At 45.9% G+C, this 19,189-nt stretch carries 15 protein-coding genes; 12 read left to right on the forward strand and 3 right to left on the reverse strand.

What is annotated here, in order from left to right; all coding sequences use genetic code 11:
- Nucleotides 1-8: 8 nt before the first annotated feature.
- From tet(Q) to NQ565_RS12945, 7 genes are all read left to right on the forward strand, one after another.
- On the forward strand, nt 9-1,934 hold the full coding sequence (gene tet(Q), locus NQ565_RS12915; protein ID WP_004291466.1) for a tetracycline resistance ribosomal protection protein Tet(Q): 1,926 nt from the start codon (nt 9-11) through the stop codon (nt 1,932-1,934).
- On the forward strand, nt 1,934-4,252 hold the full coding sequence (locus tag NQ565_RS12920; protein ID WP_004291467.1) for a hybrid sensor histidine kinase/response regulator: 2,319 nt from the start codon (nt 1,934-1,936) through the stop codon (nt 4,250-4,252). Before tet(Q) ends, NQ565_RS12920 begins: the two co-directional genes overlap by 1 nt.
- Nucleotides 4,245-5,567, forward strand: a complete 1,323-nt coding sequence (locus tag NQ565_RS12925) for a sigma-54-dependent transcriptional regulator (protein ID WP_004291471.1) — start codon at nt 4,245-4,247, stop codon at nt 5,565-5,567. Before NQ565_RS12920 ends, NQ565_RS12925 begins: the two co-directional genes overlap by 8 nt.
- 279 nt (nt 5,568-5,846) lie before the next feature.
- Nucleotides 5,847-6,269, forward strand: coding sequence for a dihydrofolate reductase family protein (locus tag NQ565_RS12930; protein WP_004291474.1), 423 nt, complete (start codon nt 5,847-5,849; stop codon nt 6,267-6,269).
- A 238-nt stretch (nt 6,270-6,507) separates the two neighbouring features.
- On the forward strand, nt 6,508-7,113 hold the full coding sequence (locus NQ565_RS12935) for an RteC domain-containing protein (protein ID WP_004304269.1): 606 nt from the start codon (nt 6,508-6,510) through the stop codon (nt 7,111-7,113).
- 301 nt (nt 7,114-7,414) lie between these two features.
- A complete protein-coding gene (locus NQ565_RS12940; protein ID WP_004291480.1) occupies nt 7,415-8,545 on the forward strand; it encodes an ATP-binding protein in 1,131 nt (376 codons plus the stop codon).
- 16 nt (nt 8,546-8,561) lie between these two features.
- Nucleotides 8,562-11,816, forward strand: a complete 3,255-nt coding sequence (locus tag NQ565_RS12945; RefSeq protein WP_005653614.1) for a P-loop NTPase fold protein — start codon at nt 8,562-8,564, stop codon at nt 11,814-11,816.
- Nucleotides 11,817-11,947: 131 nt separating this feature from the next.
- Here the strand turns inward: NQ565_RS12945 and mobC are convergent, their stop codons facing one another.
- Genes mobC through mobA form a run of 3 tightly spaced genes read right to left on the reverse strand, consistent with a single transcriptional unit; the run spans nt 11,948 to nt 15,651 of the window.
- Nucleotides 11,948-13,966 (reverse strand): conjugal transfer protein MobC, encoded by a 2,019-nt coding sequence (gene mobC / locus NQ565_RS12950; protein ID WP_004291482.1) that lies wholly within the window; start codon nt 13,964-13,966, stop codon nt 11,948-11,950.
- A gap of 30 nt (nt 13,967-13,996) precedes the next feature.
- A complete protein-coding gene (gene mobB / locus NQ565_RS12955) occupies nt 13,997-15,244 on the reverse strand; it encodes a conjugal transfer protein MobB (protein ID WP_004291483.1) in 1,248 nt (415 codons plus the stop codon).
- Nucleotides 15,223-15,651, reverse strand: a complete 429-nt coding sequence (mobA, locus tag NQ565_RS12960) for a conjugal transfer protein MobA (RefSeq protein ID WP_004291488.1) — start codon at nt 15,649-15,651, stop codon at nt 15,223-15,225. The genes mobB and mobA overlap by 22 nt, the downstream gene beginning before the upstream one ends.
- Before the next feature lie 421 nt (nt 15,652-16,072).
- Between mobA and NQ565_RS12965 the strand changes: the two genes are divergently transcribed.
- The 5 genes from NQ565_RS12965 to NQ565_RS12985 all read left to right on the forward strand — a co-directional run bounded on the left by NQ565_RS12965 (nt 16,073) and on the right by NQ565_RS12985 (nt 19,185).
- Nucleotides 16,073-17,122 (forward strand): ParA family protein, encoded by a 1,050-nt coding sequence (locus tag NQ565_RS12965; protein WP_004291492.1) that lies wholly within the window; start codon nt 16,073-16,075, stop codon nt 17,120-17,122.
- Between the two features lie 2 nt (nt 17,123-17,124).
- Complete coding sequence (locus NQ565_RS12970) at nt 17,125-17,565, forward strand: DUF3408 domain-containing protein (protein ID WP_004291503.1); 441 nt, start codon at nt 17,125-17,127, stop codon at nt 17,563-17,565.
- 2 nt (nt 17,566-17,567) lie between these two features.
- Nucleotides 17,568-17,921 carry a DUF3408 domain-containing protein gene (locus tag NQ565_RS12975; RefSeq protein WP_004291505.1) on the forward strand — a complete coding sequence of 118 codons (354 nt, stop codon included), beginning with the start codon at nt 17,568-17,570 and terminating at the stop codon, nt 17,919-17,921.
- Between the two features lie 16 nt (nt 17,922-17,937).
- Nucleotides 17,938-18,666, forward strand: a complete 729-nt coding sequence (locus tag NQ565_RS12980) for a hypothetical protein (protein WP_004304280.1) — start codon at nt 17,938-17,940, stop codon at nt 18,664-18,666.
- Between the two features lie 201 nt (nt 18,667-18,867).
- Nucleotides 18,868-19,185 carry a DUF4134 domain-containing protein gene (locus NQ565_RS12985; protein ID WP_002560983.1) on the forward strand — a complete coding sequence of 106 codons (318 nt, stop codon included), beginning with the start codon at nt 18,868-18,870 and terminating at the stop codon, nt 19,183-19,185.
- The last annotated feature ends 4 nt before the right edge of the window (nt 19,186-19,189 follow it).

A 19,189-nucleotide genomic window follows, 5' to 3' on the forward strand; every position in this document is an offset into this window, starting at 1 on the left:
TAATCCAAATGAATATTATAAATTTAGGAATTCTTGCTCACATTGATGCAGGAAAAACTTCCGTAACCGAGAATCTGCTGTTTGCCAGTGGAGCAACGGAAAAGTGCGGCCGTGTGGATAATGGTGACACCATAACGGACTCTATGGATATAGAGAAACGTAGAGGAATTACTGTCCGGGCTTCTACGACATCTATTATCTGGAATGGAGTGAAATGCAATATCATTGACACTCCGGGACACATGGATTTTATTGCGGAAGTGGAGCGGACATTCAAAATGCTTGATGGAGCAGTCCTCATCTTATCCGCAAAGGAAGGCATACAAGCGCAGACAAAGTTGCTGTTCAGTACTTTACAAAAGCTGCAAATCCCGACAATTATATTTATCAATAAGATTGACCGTGCCGGTGTGAATTTGGAGCGTTTGTATATGGATATAAAAACAAATCTGTCGCAAGATGTCCTGTTTATGCAAACTGTTGTCGATGGATCGGTTTATCCGGTTTGCTCCCAAACATATATAAAGGAAGAATACAAAGAATTTGTATGCAACCATGACGACGATATATTAGAACGATATTTGGCGGATAGCGAAATTTCACCGGCTGATTATTGGAATACGATAATCGCTCTTGTGGCAAAAGCCAAAGTCTATCCGGTGCTACATGGATCAGCAATGTTCAATATCGGTATCAATGAGTTGTTGGACGCCATTTCTTCTTTTATACTTCCTCCGGCATCAGTCTCAAACAGACTTTCAGCTTATCTCTATAAGATAGAGCATGACCCCAAAGGGCATAAAAGAAGTTTTCTTAAAATAATTGACGGAAGTCTGAGACTTCGAGACGTTGTAAGAATCAACGATTCGGAAAAATTCATCAAGATTAAAAATCTAAAGACTATTTATCAGGGCAGAGAGATAAATGTTGATGAAGTGGGTGCCAATGATATCGCGATTGTAGAAGATATAGAAGATTTTCGAATCGGAGATTATTTAGGTGCTAAACCTTGTTTGATTCAAGGATTATCTCATCAGCATCCCGCTCTCAAATCCTCCGTCCGGCCAAATAAGCCCGAAGAGAGAAGCAAGGTGATATCCGCTCTGAATACATTGTGGATTGAAGACCCGTCTTTGTCCTTTTCCATAAACTCATATAGTGATGAATTGGAAATCTCGTTATATGGTTTGACCCAAAAGGAAATCATACAGACATTGCTGGAAGAACGATTTTCCGTAAAGGTCCATTTTGATGAGATCAAGACTATCTACAAAGAACGACCTATAAAAAAGGTCAATAAGATTATTCAGATCGAAGTACCACCCAACCCTTACTGGGCCACAATAGGGCTGACTCTTGAACCCTTACCGTTAGGGGCAGGGTTGCAAATCGAAAGTGACATCTCCTATGGTTATCTGAACCATTCTTTTCAAAATGCCGTTTTTGAAGGGATTCGTATGTCTTGCCAATCTGGTTTACATGGATGGGAAGTGACAGATCTGAAAGTAACTTTTACTCAAGCCGAGTATTATAGCCCGGTAAGTACACCTGCTGATTTCAGACAGCTGACCCCTTATGTCTTCAGGCTGGCTTTGCAACAGTCAGGTGTGGACATTCTCGAACCGATGCTCTGTTTTGAGTTGCAGATACCCCAAGTAGCGAGTTCCAAAGCTATTACAGATTTGCAAAAACTGATGTCTGAGATTGAAGACATCAGTTGTAATAATGAGTGGTGTCATATTAAAGGGAAAGTTCCATTAAATACAAGTAAAGACTATGCCTCAGAAGTAAGTTCGTACACTAAGGGCTTAGGCATTTTTATGGTTAAGCCATGTGGGTATCAAATAACAAAAGACGGTTATTCTGATAATATCCGCATGAACGAAAAAGATAAACTTTTATTCATGTTCCAAAAATCAATGTCATTAAAATAATGGAGCGGTCAGGAAATTTCTATAAGGCAATACGGTTGGGATATATACTTATCTCCATTCTTATCGGATGTATGGCATATAATAGCCTCTATGAATGGCAGGAGATAGAAGCATTAGAACTTGGCAATAAAAAAATAGACGAGCTCCGAAAAGAAATAAACAATATCAATATTCAAATGATAAAATTTTCTCTATTGGGTGAAACAATACTGGAATGGAACGATAAAGATATCGAGCATTACCATGCACGGCGTATGGCAATGGACAGTATGCTCTGCCGTTTCAAGGCCACCTATCCAGCAGAGCGCATCGATAGTGTGCGCAGTCTTTTAGAGGATAAGGAACGACAGATGTTCCAGATAGTCCGGTTAATGGATGAACAACAATCTATTAACAAGAAGATAGCCAATCAAATTCCGGTTATTGTACAGAAAAGTGTGCAGGAACAGTCCAAAAAGCCAAAACGAAAAGGTTTCTTAGGCATATTCGGCAAAAAAAAGGAAGTAACTCCAGCAGTATCAACCACTATCCTTCATTCGGTCAATAGAAACGTAATCAGCGAACAGAAAGTGCAGGATCGCCAATTGTCGGAACAAGCCGACAGCCTTGCAGCTCGTAATGCAGAACTTAACAGACAACTGCAAGAATTGATTTGCCAAATAGAAGAAAAGGTACAAACCGAACTGCAAAGCCGGGAAAACGAAATAGTTGCCATGCGTGAAAAGTCATTTATGCAAGTAGGCGGTTTAATGGGATTCGTTCTTCTATTGTTGTTAATTTCCTACATCATCATACATCGTGATGCAAAAAGCATTAAACAATACAAGCACAAGACAACTGATTTGATAAGGCAACTGGAACAATCCGTACAACGGAACGAGGCACTGATAACGTCAAGGAAGAAGGCGGTACATACTATCACCCATGAACTGCGCACACCGCTGACAGCAATAACAGGCTATGCCGGACTGATACGGAAAGAACAGTGTGAGGATAAGTCCGGGCAGTATATCCAAAACATACTGCAATCCTCCGACCGTATGCGGGATATGCTTAACACTTTGCTTGACTTCTTCCGCCTGGACAACGGCAAGGAACAGCCCCGTCTGTCACCCTGCCGGATTTCAGCAATCACGCACACACTTGAAACGGAGTTCATGCCTGTTGCCGTGAACAAAGGGCTGTCCTTGTCCGTGAAGACTGGACACGATGCCATTGTATTGACCGACAAAGAGCGAATAATACAAATCGGGAATAACCTGCTGTCAAACGCTGTCAAGTTCACAGAAGAAGGCGGTGTTTCTTTGATTACTGAATATGATAATGGAGTTCTGACACTGGTCGTTGAAGATACAGGTACAGGCATGACAGAAGAGGAACAGAAACAAGCGTTCGGTGCGTTTGAACGTCTATCAAATGCCGCCGCAAAGGAGGGTTTCGGGCTTGGGCTTGCCATAATGCGTAATATTGTGTCGATGCTTGGCGGAACAATCCGTTTAGACAGCAAGAAAGGGAAAGGCAGTCGTTTCACAGTTGAAATTTCTATGCAGGAAGCTGAAGAACAGCTTGGATATACAAGCAATACACCTGTTTATCATAACAATAAATTCCATGATGTTGTCGCCATTGACAATGATGAGGTATTACTTCTGATGCTGAAAGAGATGTATTCCCAAGAAGGAATACACTGCGACACTTGCACCGATGCTGCGGCACTGATGGAAATGATACGCCAGAAAGAATACAGCCTGTTGCTGACAGACTTGAATATGCCCGATATAAACGGTTTCGAATTGCTGGAACTGTTGCGTTCGTCCAACGTGGGCAATTCACCAACAATCCCGGTGGTTGTGGCAACCGCTTCGGGCAGTTGTAACAAAGGGGAACTATTGGCAAAAGGCTTTGCCGGATGCCTGTTCAAACCGTTCTCCATATCGGAACTGATGGAGGTTTCCGACAGGTGTGCCATAAAAGCGACACCGGACGGGAAACCGGACTTTTCCGCCTTATTGTCCTATGGCAATGAAGCCGTCATGCTGGAAAAGTTGATAACTGAAACAGAAAAGGAAATGCAGGCGGTACGGGATGCAGCAAAAGAAAAAGACCTGCAAAAGCTGGATTCCCTGATCCACCACCTGCGCAGTTCGTGGGAGGTGCTCCGTGCCGACCAACCGCTGAATGTACTTTACGGATTGCTTCGTGGCGATGCTCTCCCGGATGGTGAAGCGTTAAGCCATGCCGTGACTGCCGTGCTGGATAAGGGAGTGGAAATAATACGGTTGGCAGAAGAGGAAAGGAGAAAATACGAAGATGAATAAGACAAAAATAATTGTGGTGGAAGACAACATCGTGTATTGCGAATATGTCTGCAATATGCTGTCACGGGAGGGCTACCGCAATATGAAGGCTTACCACCTCTCAACCGCGAAGAAACATCTGCAACAGGCAACAGATAATGATATCGTGGTTGCCGACCTGCGTCTGCCTGACGGCAGTGGCATAGACCTTTTGTGCTGGATGCGAAAGGAGGGAAAGATGCAGCCCTTCATCATTATGACCGACTACGCCGAAGTTAATACCGCCGTGGAAAGCATGAAACTCGGCTCGATAGACTATATTCCCAAACAGCTTGTGGAGGATAAACTTGTCCCCCTGATCCGTTCCATACTGAAAGAACGTCAGGCAGGACAACGCCGTATGCCTATATTCGCCCGTGAAGGTTCCGCCTTTCAGAAAATCATGCACCGCATAAGGCTGGTAGCCGCCACCGATATGAGCGTGATGATATTTGGTGAGAACGGCACGGGCAAGGAGCATATTGCCCACCTGTTGCATGACAAGAGCAAACGTGCAGGCAAGCCATTTGTGGCGGTGGACTGCGGTTCACTCTCCAAAGAGCTTGCACCGTCGGCTTTCTTCGGACACGTCAAAGGTGCATTTACAGGTGCGGACAATGCCAAGAAAGGATATTTCCATGAGGCGGAAGGCGGCACGTTGTTTCTGGACGAGGTAGGAAACCTCGCGTTGGAAACCCAACAGATGTTGCTCCGTGCCATACAGGAGAGGCGGTATCGCCCGGTCGGAGACAAGGCAGACCGGAATTTCAATGTCCGCATCATCGCTGCTACCAATGAAGATTTGGAGGTATCGGTGAATGAAAAGCGTTTTCGGCAGGATCTTCTGTACCGCCTGCACGACTTCGGGATAACCGTTCCTCCGTTGCGTGACTGTCAAGAAGACATTATGCCGCTGGCAGAGTTCTTCCGTGATATGGCAAACAGAGAGCTGGAGTGTAGCGTGAGCGGGTTCAGTTCCGAAGCACGTAAAGCGTTGCTGACACACGCATGGCCGGGCAACGTGCGGGAACTTCGGCAGAAAGTTATGGGTGCTGTATTGCAGGCGCAGGAAGGTGTTGTCATGAAAGAGCATCTGGAACTTGCCGTGACGAAACCGACCTCTACTGTCAGCTTCGCCTTGCGCAATGACGCGGAGGATAAGGAGCGGATATTGCGTGCGTTGAAACAGGCAAACGGCAACCGGAGTGTCGCCGCAGAACTGCTCGGCATAGGCAGGACAACACTATACAGCAAACTTGAAGAGTATGGACTTAAATATAAATTCAAGCAATCATAGCCCGTAATTCACTGAATTTGGCTATCTTTGCATAACATTTGAGAAAAACGGCGATTGGCAGGAGCTTTTCGCCGCCAACATATAGGATAAGACCGCAAGGCGTTTCAAGCGAAAATCTGGTAAATTGGAACTACGGAGACGATTGCGTGATGCTTATGCTATGCTTACGCATAGCGTGCATTCACGTACTCTCCGTAAAGGCTTTACCAGAGCCATCGCTTGAAGGTAGTGTGAATTGCACGCTACTTTTTTACCCTTGCCTAACGAAAGGAAACGATTATGGGTAAAGTTCAGATTCTCGCCGTACTGACGATGGACGGATGTCTTTCTTCAGAGTTATATGATAAAGCACATCAGGATTTGTGCCTTGACCGTTGCGGTCTTGATGAAATCAGGAAGAAAGCCTTTTACCGTGTGACACCGGACTATTCCATTTCAATGCTGCACGAATGGAGAAAAGACTGCACAAACATCCGTTACCTCGCGGAAGCCACACCGGACACGGCAGACTATATAAACGGACTGCTGCGGATGCACGCTGTGGATGAAATCATACTATACACCGTTCCTTTCATATCCGGAAGCGGACGACATTTTTTTAAGTCGGCTCTGCCAGAGCAACACTGGACGCTTTCCTCTTTGAAAAGCTATCCCAACGGTGTATGTCGCATTATCTATATCCTTGATAAAAAAGCAAGATAGCCAAAATGTGCGGCAAGCATACATTTCTATTTTCAGGAATAGAATAAATGTTCCGATTACAAACAATTTAAGTCGGAGATAATTTGTCCTTGTGAAAAAATACTGAATTTTATACCTCTGAAATCCAGCACTTTGTAAAATTGAGTGTTGGATTTTTTATTTTCTGCCGCGTTTTTTGCCAATTATATTCATGTGCGCACGCAGAAAACAAAGTGTAATTTTCAAAATTGACAGAACCATGAATTATTTCTTGCTGGCGGAAACCGACTTTTTCCGCCTGATAAACGAAGCCGGCGACTGCAATATGGAAACGGCATACACGGCTTTCGCCACCCAAGTGATCGAACTGTGCAACGGCGGCATGGACATGAACCTTACCGTCATCGCGCTTGCCTACATCGAAATCGAGTTGCAGCACCATCCCGTACGTAATCTGTCAGAAGAAAAAAGAGAGATTGCCGCCTACGTCAGCAAGGCTCTGTCTTTCGTAAGAAAGATGCAGAAATTCCTTGCCACGCCCCAAGTGCCACCACTAATATCCGCCAACAACGCAACAGAAACCACCGCCAGCCTTCTTCAATGGACGGGCAATGCCATCGACCTCGTGGAACTTATCTACGGCATAGACGTGATGGGCTGCATCAACAACGGCAATATGCCGCTCAAACAGCTCGCCCCACTTCTCTATAAGATATTCGGGGTTGATTCTAAAGACTGCTACCGCTTCTACACTGATATCAAACGCCGGAAGAACGAAAGCCGCACCTATTTCATTGACAGGATGCAGGAAAAACTGAACGAGAGAATGTTGCGTGATGAGGAGTTGGAGCGGATGAGAAAATAAAAAAATATCCATTACATATGAGAAGACAGGAATACTCGTATCCTGTCTTTTTATTTTCATTTAATTATATATTAATTAGCACAATATATGTGAGTTTTTCATTCCTATAAGGACAAATTTCAGAAACGTATGTCTGGTAAATTATTGAGTCATCATAGTATGAACATATATCATTACTAAAAACAATGAAACAACTTCCATAAGATTGTGGTTGTAAAAATCGCCATTTAATAGCCCGTTTTTTTTGTAAAATTCGCCAATTAAAAAAATATGATTATCTTTGCATTATATTTTATAAGGTATGGAAACAGTAAATAGAATACTTCAAGAGAAGATTACAGCACGAATCGCGCCCAATAAAGCAGTACTGATTTTTGGTGCTCGCCGTGTTGGTAAAACGGTAATGATGCGTAAAATTGTGGACAACTATTCAGGTAGGACGATGATGCTCAACGGCGAAGACTACGACACATTAGCACTATTGGAGAATCGCTCAATAGCCAATTATCGGCATTTATTGGATGGTATTGATTTGCTGGCTATTGATGAGGCACAGAACATACCACAAATCGGTAGTATTCTGAAGTTGATAGTTGATGAAATACCGGGAATAAGTGTCTTGGCAAGTGGTTCTTCGTCATTCGATTTGCTGAATAAGACTGGTGAACCGTTGGTCGGCCGCAGTACGCAATTTCTCCTTACACCATTCTCGCAACGGGAAATCGCACAGACGGAAACGGCACTTGAAACCCGCCAGAACCTCGAAGCGCGCTTGATTTACGGTTCCTATCCCGAAGTAGTAATGATGGAGAACTATGAACGTAAAACAGACTACCTACGTGATATTGTCGGTGCATACCTGCTTAAAGATATCTTAGCAATTGACGGCTTAAAAAATTCGAGCAAGATGCGCGATCTACTGCGATTGATAGCTTTTCAGTTGGGCAGCGAAGTTTCTTACGAAGAGTTAGGTAAACAACTCGGCATGAGCAAGACGACCGTTGAAAAATACCTCGACCTATTGGAAAAGGTCTTCGTTATCTATCGTCTGGGGGCTTATTCGCGTAACCTACGCAAGGAGGTTACAAAAGCTGGCAAGTGGTACTTCTACGACAACGGCATTCGCAATGCCATTATCGGGGCTTTCTCACCGCTGGCCATTCGGCAGGATGTCGGTGCGCTGTGGGAGAACTACATCATCGGAGAGCGGCGCAAAGCGAACTTCAATGAGGGACTGCACAGGGAGTTCTATTTCTGGCGCACCTACGACAAACAGGAAATCGACCTGATTGAGGAGAGTGCCGACAGTCTTACCGCCTTGGAGTTCAAGTGGGGAAATAAAATGCCGGCCGCACCGAAAGCCTTCCAAGAAGCCTATCCCTATGCCGAGTTTCATGTGGTAAATCGGGAGAATTATTTGGAGTTCGTATAATCAATAAATTACGTATATGGAAACAAAACTACAATCCAAACAGCAATATCCGCGGTTTATCCAAAATAAACCGTGTGGTATTGACAAATTCGATGGAGGTTCGCAAGAAAGGTTGGCAAAAACTATTGCTCGCCATTTTTGTCAGAATGATTCATTGGATGAGGAATGTACTTTACCTCGAATTATCGGCATCGAAGGTATTTGGGGATCTAGAAAATCCAACGTGGTTAAAATGTTGGAACGTGAATTATCAGACGACTATTACTTTTTTGAGTATGACGCATGGGGACATCAAGAGGACTTGCAACGCCGCTCTATATTGGAATTGCTTACAAGCAAACTTATTGATGATGGTATCCTATCTGGAAATGCAACAATAAAAGTCAAAGGTGGAGGTACGAAAACCGTATCATGGTCTGAAAAGCTGAAATATTTATTAGCCCGTAAAACGGAGACCGTAACCGAAAAATATCCCCTTATCAGTAATGGTATGGTTGCGGCATTTTTGGTTGCAGTTTTAACTCCGATATTTACATTTATTGCGTATGCAGTAAAACCTACACCCACAACATGGTGGTTTTCTTTATTGTCTATTATCATAGCTGCACTGCCAGTTCTTATTGCATTGTGCGTTTGGAAATGGGCATATAGCAAAGATCATAAATATGGATGGAGTTATATGTTAGCTATTTATCAAGATAAAGTCGAAAAGGACGTTTGCTATGAGACTTTGAGCGAAGACGAACCAACGGTTTACGAGTTCAAAACATGGATGCAAGACATTTCTGATTTTATCAAGGAAAAAGGACAACGTAAATTAGTCCTTGTTTTTGACAACATGGATCGTCTCCCCGCTGAAAAAGTAAAAGAATTATGGTCTTCTATCCATACGTTCTTCGCCGATAGCGGTTTTGAAAATGTTTGGGCTGTTATTCCTTTCGATGAAACACATTTAGCTTGTGCATTCGGAGATGAGACCGACGAACAAACGAAACAACTGACCAAGTATTTTATCAATAAAACTTTCCCTATTGTTTATCGTGTTGCTCCTCCTGTTATTACCGACTATCGAAGTATATTCAACAAACTGTTTGTTGAAGCATTTGGAGAAACAGAAAATGAAGCGAAAGAAACTATAAATCGGATATTCAGATTGGTAAATCCTAATGCCAATGTTAGGGAAATTATATCATATATCAATGAGATGGTCGCTCTTAAACAAGAGTGGTGTAACGAAATTTTGATGATAAACATAGCATTGTTCTGTTTGAAGAAGACGGATATTCTGGCAAATCCAGTAGAACAAATATTGTCCGGCGACTATCTGAATGGCATTCAAACAATAATTAACAATGATCTGCAAACACAACGCGAAATTGCAGCTTTGGTATATGGTGTCGATGTTGAAGATGCTCGACAAATTCCATTGAAAAAATATATTGAAGGCTGCATCAACGGAGAAGAAGACCACGACATAAATCAATATGCAGAGACTAATAAACAATTTGACACTGTATTAGAAGAAGTTATACAATGTATGGACAATGCGCTTATCGATAAGATTATACATTGTTTGCATAAATTAACTCGAAAGAGCGATGTTATTCTGCGTGTATGGCAAAGAATAGCACAATTGAAATTAAAAGAATCCATAGAGAAGCAGGTGTTCCCTGTCGAATACCAAGAACTGCTGTTGCATTTAGACACGGAAAGCCAAAACCATGTGATTGCTCAATTATATAAGAAGATAGTTCGGTTCAATGACTTCAATGGCGGCGACTATTTCAAAACGTTAGATGCAATAGACAGGTTTATTGCGCAAAATAAGTTGGCGTGCGATTTTACGTCATTGATTGAAGCAAAAACAGTCAAGCCAAATACATTTATCGATTATATTCAAGCTGCAAATGCAACAGATGCTGCCTATCGGGATAACGCGACAACTAAAGCATATAAATATTATCAAGTAGCAACAAATTCGGAGGCGCTCGATAATTATTTGGCAAACTTACTACCCGATAATTTCGACCATGCAGATATTGTAAAAACGTTAAAAGATAATTCTACCTATACGTTTCCAACGCTTTTGCAAGCGATCACGAATTGCATTGATGAACAGAATGTAAATAAAGATAATATAGGGGCTATATTTACAACCTATCGTTTATTGGCATCTGACGAAGAAAGACCTTTACCTGTAACGTTAGATTCAACCTACATAAATCAGTTGCATTCTGAATTAGAAACTGATGGCCGAAACATTAAAGAGTCTGGATATTACGATTTAGTCGCCATGCAATTGGCACATGGTCATTCCGTTTCCTTAATAGAGGGTGGAGATATAAAATATGTTGCAGAACTCATGGACTATTATGTGGATCATGGAGACTTATTAGTAAATAGTGTGGGATGGAATATACCGCTATTAAATGAAACACTACAATACATGGTAAATCATAAACTTGGCTATAAATTATTGCTCTCAGACATATTGCCCCAATTTGAAGATATTAAGAACAGAATAGGTGTAACGGATGAGGTATTTATCGAGCATTTAGCAGAGTGGAATACCGATTTGGATAAGTATATCACTAAGAACAATATTAAAGATGTAATTCCTGACGCATCTTTTTACGATTTGACCACTAAAATAAGCAATGTCCTGACCGATCATATCAATAAAATAGCGTTCGAAGCGTTGTCTGAAATAAGTGTTGATACATTATACGCCCAAAGAACAGCACATACATCATATTATTGGTTTGTCGCAATAAAACATTTACTGGCTAAAATCAAATCCTTGCCAGATAACTTGACTGAATTTGGCAAAAAGATTCTGATGGATATTGCTTCTGGAACTCAAAGTTTGAATCCTTTCCCTAATTGTTTCAAGAATATAGTTGAAAGATTGGATAAACGAAAAATTAAATCGACAGTTACCGATATAAGAAATGATTTCTGCATCGGTAAAAAGACTATCAATGCAATAAAGTTTCAATTTTTCGAAACATGGCTTAGATCGCATGGTAATTTGAAAAGTCAAGCTGGAGACGTTATTGATAAAATAGTGAAACCTGTAATTTCCGATGGGGCATGCCGTTCATTGATTCTGCAAAACAAAGATTTTTATATGGATTTAATAAATACAGCAGGGGATGATGCTTATGAATTGAAAAAGAGTCTCCGAAACCTCATACAAAAAGATTCAGATCCGCAATTGGTTAAATTTGTCAATTCGATAGATTCAGTACCTGAGGTTGAAACCGCGTAAGTATTTGTCTAACAAGTCCGAATTTTACGATTTTACCCGTCAGAACTGAAGTGCCCCCCAAAAAAATTGTATCCAACTTTTGGGGGTCACTTCAAACTTCGATAGGGATAATTTTCAATTTTGGGGACTTGTTAGACAGTCTCATTATCTGGTAGCAGTTTACACAGCACCGGATCGTTTTTGATACGCTCCAGTTCCTCCTGCACAATCTGCTTCACCTCTTCCTTGATGCGCCGGTAGTTCGCCTGCACCGTTTCCTTCATGCGGTCGTTGCCGTCCTCGTCCGTGAAGTTTGTAATGACGGGAATTTTCTTGTAGGCACTTTCTTCCCGTTTCACCTTTTCGGCATCCACCACAATCTCGCAATGAAAAATCTTCTGCTCGATACGCTCGTTGAAGTTGTCGGATACAGAACCGACAAACATTCCCTGCGTAAGCCCGGAAATCTTACTCGGTGGAATGAGCGCGTCCATCTGCGTGTTGATGGAGGTGGAAACATCCTGCCGGTTGATGGAGATGGACTGCCGTTTCTGCAACACCTTACCGAACCGCTCGGAGAGCGTCTTGGCTGTTTCCCCCACCACCTGACCGGAGAAAATATTGCCGACAGTGTTCATCACCACTTTCGCCTCTTTGTCCCCGTAGTCACGCACTAACTGGCTGAAATCCTGAAAGCCCAGACACACGGCAACCTTGTTGCTTCGGGCGGTAGCTATAAGATTGTCCAACCCTTTGAAGTATATTGTGGGCAACTCGTCGATGATGACCGATGACTTCAGCATCCCCTTCTTGTTGATGAGCTTCACGATACGGGAATTATACAGACCGAGTGCCGCACCGTAGATATTCTGACGGTCGGGATTGTTACCCACGCAGAGGATTTTCGGCTCTTCGGGATTGTTGATGTCCAGCGTAAACTCGCTGTCTGACATCACCCAGTAGAGCTGCGGTGAAATCATCCTCGAAAGCGGGATTTTTGCCGACGCTATCTGACCCATGAGCTGCTCCGCAGCCCCTCCAAGCCACGCATCCATGAACGGCGAAAGGTAGTTCTCCAGCTCCGGATAAGAGGTCAGTATCGGAAATATATCCTCGTAACGGCGGTTCAGAAACTCGATAGCATGGGGAAACGTGCAAAACTTCCCGTTCTGATAGATTTTGAGATACCAGATAATACTGGCAAACAGAATGATAGGTGACTCCACGAAGAAGTCGCCCTGCTTTTGCACCCACGTTTTATTGAGGTTGAGCATTATTGTGTAGGCACTCTCATAGGCATCCGTAATATCTTCCATAAAATCCGGGTGAATGGGATTGCACCGATGAGAGCGTCGCGGGTCGTCGAAGTTGATCACATAGAACTTCGGCTTTACCTTGTAGCCGTCCGGGTGGTTCAGCAAATGGTTGTAGGCAATAGTAGATAGGTCGGGATACTTGAAATCGTAGATGTATTGACTAAAGCCCTTTTCAATCTGTTGCTTGATAAAATTGTTTACCACGGCATAGGACTTGCCGCTGCCCGGCGTACCCAACACGATGGACGCACGGAAGGGATTAACTACATTGATCCAACCGTTGTTCCAGCGTTTCCTGTAATAGAAACGTGTCGGCAGATTGACCGAATACTCGCTTTCGATAAGCCTCGTTTCCTGCATGAAACTCTCGTTCTCGTTGTTGAAAACATCCTCCATCAAATTGTGTTTCAACAGGCGGCTCATCCACAGACCACCCATCAACAGGCAGACATAGCCCGTTCCAATGGTAAGGACATACAGTCCCGTCACCGCTTCAAGCGGCAGCGGCAGGGGCAGCAACCACCAGTTCAGGAAAAACAGCACGAACCCGACGGCAAATGCTGTCCAGATTCTCCCCCAAGTGATTTTCTCACCCTTGACACCCTTCGTACCCAGACAGGACAAGGCAAGCAAAAGGACGGAAAACAGCTTCGTGTAGAGAATGGAATGGAACAGCCCCGCCGTGCGGTCGAAGTTCAGAAGGATTTTGTCCACCACGCCGATGTTCACGCCCCACAGCCGGATGGCTTCGTAGCAGAACCAGTACACGTTCATGACCACTAAAATGATACTCACGGCACGCAGAAAATCCATGATTTTCGCCAATGCCCTCAAATCGTCTTCTTGTTGTGACATACATTGATTTTTTAATTGTTGATACTCTGATTACATACCCAAGCCCTTGCGTTTTTTCTTCTTTTTGCGCTTCATCGCCCGGATGAAAGCCTCTTCCTCGGCATCTACCGCCGGACCTTCGGGAGTGAGCAAGCCCATACCGCCCGATATATCTTCACTGTCGTAGGCGGTCTGCCCGTGTGCCTTGTCCGCAGCATCCACAGGGATGGATAGCGGTATCGGCGGTTGTCCGGCGTATGGCAGGGTGAAGTGTTCCTGCAAGGCATTCGCCGAAAGCTCCTTACCCATGCGCGAACCGTTCAGCACGCATCCCGTGCGGTGGTCGATGAAGGTAGCCCCATAGATGCGCCCTTCCTCTGTGTAGCGCAGTACGGTGTCGATGCCCTTCTCTTTGAGTTGGGATACAAATTTGTCCTTGTCATAAGTGCCTTGCAGCACGGAAAGGACGGTGCGTTTCGTCATGTCTGCCAGTTTCCTATCCTTGATTTCCGATTTGGAACGGACAAACTTCTTCTGTACGGCTTCATAGCCTGCGGACTTCCCGAAAAGCGAGGATTTGAACGGGTTGCCCACCTTGTTACCCTTGTCGTCCGTGACGGAATAGACCAGCCCGTGATACTCCCGTCCGCGCACGTTGCCCCTCGCTTCCTCCACCGTCATATTATATAAGGAAAGGAGCGCACGGTATTCGCCCATCGTCTGGAAACGGTACTGCCCATTCAGAGCCTTCACGGTGTTGCCTACCTGCTTCTTCACATCACCTGCCGATGCGGCCACCTTGCGCAACGGATTATCCAATCTCTGATTTTTACGTTCTGCCGGATGCAATCCGTACTTCTGTTCCAGTTCCCTGCGGATACGGTCGCTGCGGCGGTAGAGAAAATCCCGGTTGAGCCTTTTCCCGTTCTCGTCCACGTTGACCGTCACGATGTGCAGGTGGTGGCGGTCGATGTCCTCGTGCTTGAATACAAGATAAGGCTGGTTTCCGAAACCGAGTTTTTCCAGATACTCGCGGGCGATATTCTGCAACTCAATATCGGTCAGCACATCCTCCGGGTGCGGGTTGAGAGAGATATGCACCACCGGCTTCTCGATCTTCATCTGCGGTGGCAGGAAGGTGAGAAAACCCTCCATCGCCTTGCCTATGTCCACCGTTCCCGAACCGTCATTGTAGATGCGGTTGGTGGTGAGAAGCCGCCCCTGCGCCTCGTTAATCTTCTCCCCGTTGTAGGCAATCGCGCCGTACAACGAACTTCCTACACTGATTTTTGCGACCATTTTGCCTCCATTTCCCTTGAAAGTTCCACAATCCGGCGGCTCAGTTTCACGAGTTCGACGGTGTGTTGCTCTAATTTGTAGAGCAACGCCATCGCCTTTTTCTCTGAAAAATGCAGCCTCAGTTCCTTCACGACTTGGTTGTAATTCGTACCCACGGCACGGAATTGTGCATGAAAATCCGACAGTTTGGTGTAATAGTCCACCAACGTCTTGTCCACCTTCAGCACCTTGAACGGTTGCCCGAAGAAGTGCGCTTTGAGGAAAACAGACCGTGCATAGACACCCGATTTTCCGAACATGGCGAGGAAACGGTTGTGTTCCTCCTCGTTGAAACGGACGGTGTACCGGTACACCGCCGGATCAAGTTTGGGATTTCTCCCTGATTTGCTTTTCCTTTTCTCTTTCATATTACTTTGGATTTAGCGGATTGACGGCATAAGCCGCCGCTTCGGATTACAGCACCGCAGTTCTGAAAGGCTTCCCGACTTCGGAGGGAAAGCCCGCCCCCTGCAAGGGCAAGTGCTTTTCGTGGCTGCTCAAAATATTTTGAGCGGCTGAAAAGACATCTTGCTATGTTCAGGTGAACATAAAAATCCGTCAGGGGACGGATTGGGAAAATACCTTTCAGGACTCCGGGCCGCGCGTCATCGGCGAACCCTGCTGTCCGGGTGCAAAGTTACGCCCTTAAAGCGGTATCGGACAGATGCTTGACCCGGTCAATGACTGCCAACCGGCGCAACGTGCCGCCACTTGCCGGAGAAGTGATACAGGTTCCAAAATATACTTGTTTATTTGCAGCATGATTCAAGAAACGAACGATTTGAAGATATGATAAACGGAACATTCAAATACCCGGAAATCCGCTTCTTCGGATACTTGCCGAAACGGATACCCGAACCGTCGGAAACCCGGTTCTCCGACAATTCGGTGACGTATGGATTCAATGACTTCATGACGCAATGTCGTCAATCACCATTTGTCCGACGCACCGCTTCACCACAGAACCGGATACGCGACGACCCGCCTGCGTGTGTAGTCACGGAAGCGGATGGTGCGACAGCCAAATCCGTATGGAAACAGAAAAACAAATCATCAACAATTAAAATAAATGGAACTATGAGTAAGGAAATCTTCGTTGCATTCGCAACACAGAAAGGTGGCATCGGCAAATCCACTGTCACGGCACTTGCCGCCAGCTACCTGCACAACGTGAAAGGCTACAATGTCGCCGTCGTGGACTGCGACGACCCGCAGCACAGCATCCACGGGCTGCGCGAACACGAAATGGGGCTTATCGACAGCAGCACCTACTTCAAGGCTCTCGCTTGCGACCATTTCCGCCGGATCAAAAAGAACGCCTACACCATCGTCAAAAGCAATGCGGTGAACGCCCTCGACGATGCCGAGAGGATGATTGCCACTGAGGACGTGAAACCCGACGTGGTGTTCTTCGACATGCCCGGCACACTCCGAAGCAACGGCGTGATAAAGACGCTCTCGCAGATGGACTACATTTTCACTCCGCTGAGTGCCGACCGCTTTGTCGTGGAGAGTACCCTGAAATTCGTCACGATGTTCCGCGACAGGCTGATGACTACCGGACAGGCGAAAACAAAGGGGCTGCATCTGTTCTGGACGATGGTGGACGGCAGGGAGAGGAACGACTTGTACGGCATCTACGAGGAAGTGATAGCCGAAATGGGCTTTCCGGTACTTTCCACCCGCTTGCCCGACAGCAAGAAGTTCCGCCGTGACCTTTCGGAAGAGCGCAAGAGCGTTTTCCGCTCCACCATCTTCCCGATGGACACGGCACTGCTGAAAGGGAGTGGCATCCGGGAGTTTTCCGAAGAGATAAGCGACATCATCAGACCGCAGTGAGCATGGGCAGCAGGAAAGTGAACACGGAAGGCATCGACGAGGAACTGCTGTTAGCCTCCATCGGGCGGCGCACACAGGACGGGACACTGCGCCCCGCACAGGAAGTACCCGCAGCTGCACCGACCGAAGAGGACACCGCCGCACCGGAACCATCTCCTGTGCAACCCGTAACACGGGAAAAAGCGCAGAGGGAAAGTGGACGCCGGAAAAGGCAGGACGAGGACTACAACGAGCTATTCCTGCGCCGCAACGAGATAAAGACCCGCCAATGTGTCTATATCAGCCGTGACGTCCACGGCAAGATCCTCAGAATCGTGAACGACATCGCCGGAGGGGAAATCTCAGTAGGCGGATATGTGGATACCGTGCTGCGCCAGCATCTGGAACAGCACAAGGAGAGAATCAACGAACTGTACAAGAAACAACGTGAAGATCTGATTTGAAAATGGAAAAAGAAATGACACCGAATGAAAAAAGACCACAGCAAGACTGCGGAGGTATGTTTACCCAAGTGCAGGCGAGTGTGGAAATACTGTCGCCTGTCCCGGTAAGCGGCAAATGCAGTGAGAAGGACTATGAACGCCTGTTCATCCGCGACCCGGAAGTAAAGGCACGTGAGGGGAAGATGGCGTATGTGCGCCCGGAGTACCACGAGCGTATCATGCGTATCACCCGTGTAATCGGGCATGACCGGCTTACGCTGTCCGCTTACATCGACCATGTGCTGACGCACCACTTCAACCAGTGCGAAGATGCGATAAAGAGCCTTTATGCCCGAAATTACAATTCAGTATTCTAACCAAAAACGGAAGGATATGAATTACACAATCAGCATGACAGACATTCTGCTGGCGGTATCGGTCGGCTGCAACCTCTGGTTCCTGTTCCTGCTCCTTTACGAGCGCATCATGGACACGCGGATTGTCCGCTTCTTCAAGGGCATTGTCGGATTATGGCGGTCACTGGACGGGAATGAGGCTAAACGCATAGCGGCACACGAGGAAGTCCCTGCGGAAAAGGCGGACATCATCGGCAAGAGCCGTTTCAGGATGGCATCCACCCGGACAACCGCTGCCATACCGACGCAAGAAGCCGCCACTATTGAAAAAGGCATTGAGCTGTCGGAGGAAGAGGCTACTTTTGACGACGGAAAAACGGGAAACGCATCCCGCCCGGCACAAGTCCCGGAGGAAAAACTCGATGAGACCTTCACGAGCATACCGCCGGAGGAACTGGGATACGGGGACGACGAACCGGAAGAGGACGCCTCGGACACGCCACGGGCTTCGGGCAGCAGCTTTGACGAGATTGACGACGCCTGCAAGACCGCCAAAAACCCGGACGCGACACAGGCGGAACGTGAAAAGGCGGCTAAGGTGTTCACCGACATGGAGGGCACGGAGTTGTACGAGAAAATGATGGAAGGCTCTTCGGAGATAGGCATCCGCATCAAGGGGCTTATCGAGATTCGGCTGAAGAAATCTGAAAAGGAGTTCGTCGTGCCGGACAACATCGAGGAGTTCGACATTCGCAACTATGTATGACAACAATAAAAGAAATGAACATGAAAGAATGACATCAACCCACGCGGCGAGGAAACGCAAGGCGCATCCCCATCCGCAACGGACACGCCCACGTCCGTGGAAACAAACGGGCATCCACTAAAACCAAAGTAAAGAAACAAAGTATCAACCGCCCGACAAAGGACCATCCACCCTTTTGACGGCAAAAAACAAGAACAGTTTATGAACAAGAACATCTTGAAAAACAGAAAAGCAATCCTCTCCGCGGCACTTGTCATCGCCGCAACCGCCTCCGCTTTCGCGCAGGGAAACGGCATCGCGGGCATCAACGAAGCCACCTCTATGGTGAGTTCTTATTTCGACCCCGGAACTAAACTGATATACGCCATCGGTGCAGTCGTCGGGCTTATCGGGGGCGTAAAAGTGTACGGCAAGTTTTCATCGGGCGACCCCGACACCAGCAAGACAGCCGCCTCGTGGTTCGGCGCGTGCATCTTCCTGATTGTTGCCGCCACCATCCTGCGCTCATTCTTCCTTTAATAAA

Origin of the sequence: Bacteroides stercoris ATCC 43183 (assembly GCF_025147325.1) — a bacterium.
GTDB lineage: Bacteria > Bacteroidota > Bacteroidia > Bacteroidales > Bacteroidaceae > Bacteroides > Bacteroides stercoris.

Coding starts and splice junctions, on each gene's coding strand:
- NQ565_RS12925 (WP_004291471.1), top strand. CDS start 4,245: ATGAATAAGACAAAAATAATTGTGGTGGAAGACAACATCGTGTATTGC.
- NQ565_RS12945 (WP_005653614.1), top strand. CDS start 8,562: ATGGAAACAAAACTACAATCCAAACAGCAATATCCGCGGTTTATCCAA.
- NQ565_RS12920 (WP_004291467.1), top strand. CDS start 1,934: ATGGAGCGGTCAGGAAATTTCTATAAGGCAATACGGTTGGGATATATA.
- mobC (WP_004291482.1), bottom strand. CDS start 13,966: ATGTCACAACAAGAAGACGATTTGAGGGCATTGGCGAAAATCATGGAT.
- mobA (WP_004291488.1), bottom strand. CDS start 15,651: ATGAAAGAGAAAAGGAAAAGCAAATCAGGGAGAAATCCCAAACTTGAT.
- NQ565_RS12940 (WP_004291480.1), top strand. CDS start 7,415: ATGGAAACAGTAAATAGAATACTTCAAGAGAAGATTACAGCACGAATC.
- NQ565_RS12985 (WP_002560983.1), top strand. CDS start 18,868: ATGAACAAGAACATCTTGAAAAACAGAAAAGCAATCCTCTCCGCGGCA.
- NQ565_RS12980 (WP_004304280.1), top strand. CDS start 17,938: ATGAATTACACAATCAGCATGACAGACATTCTGCTGGCGGTATCGGTC.
- mobB (WP_004291483.1), bottom strand. CDS start 15,244: ATGGTCGCAAAAATCAGTGTAGGAAGTTCGTTGTACGGCGCGATTGCC.
- NQ565_RS12975 (WP_004291505.1), top strand. CDS start 17,568: ATGGAAAAAGAAATGACACCGAATGAAAAAAGACCACAGCAAGACTGC.
- NQ565_RS12965 (WP_004291492.1), top strand. CDS start 16,073: ATGATAAACGGAACATTCAAATACCCGGAAATCCGCTTCTTCGGATAC.
- NQ565_RS12970 (WP_004291503.1), top strand. CDS start 17,125: ATGGGCAGCAGGAAAGTGAACACGGAAGGCATCGACGAGGAACTGCTG.
- NQ565_RS12935 (WP_004304269.1), top strand. CDS start 6,508: ATGAATTATTTCTTGCTGGCGGAAACCGACTTTTTCCGCCTGATAAAC.
- NQ565_RS12930 (WP_004291474.1), top strand. CDS start 5,847: ATGGGTAAAGTTCAGATTCTCGCCGTACTGACGATGGACGGATGTCTT.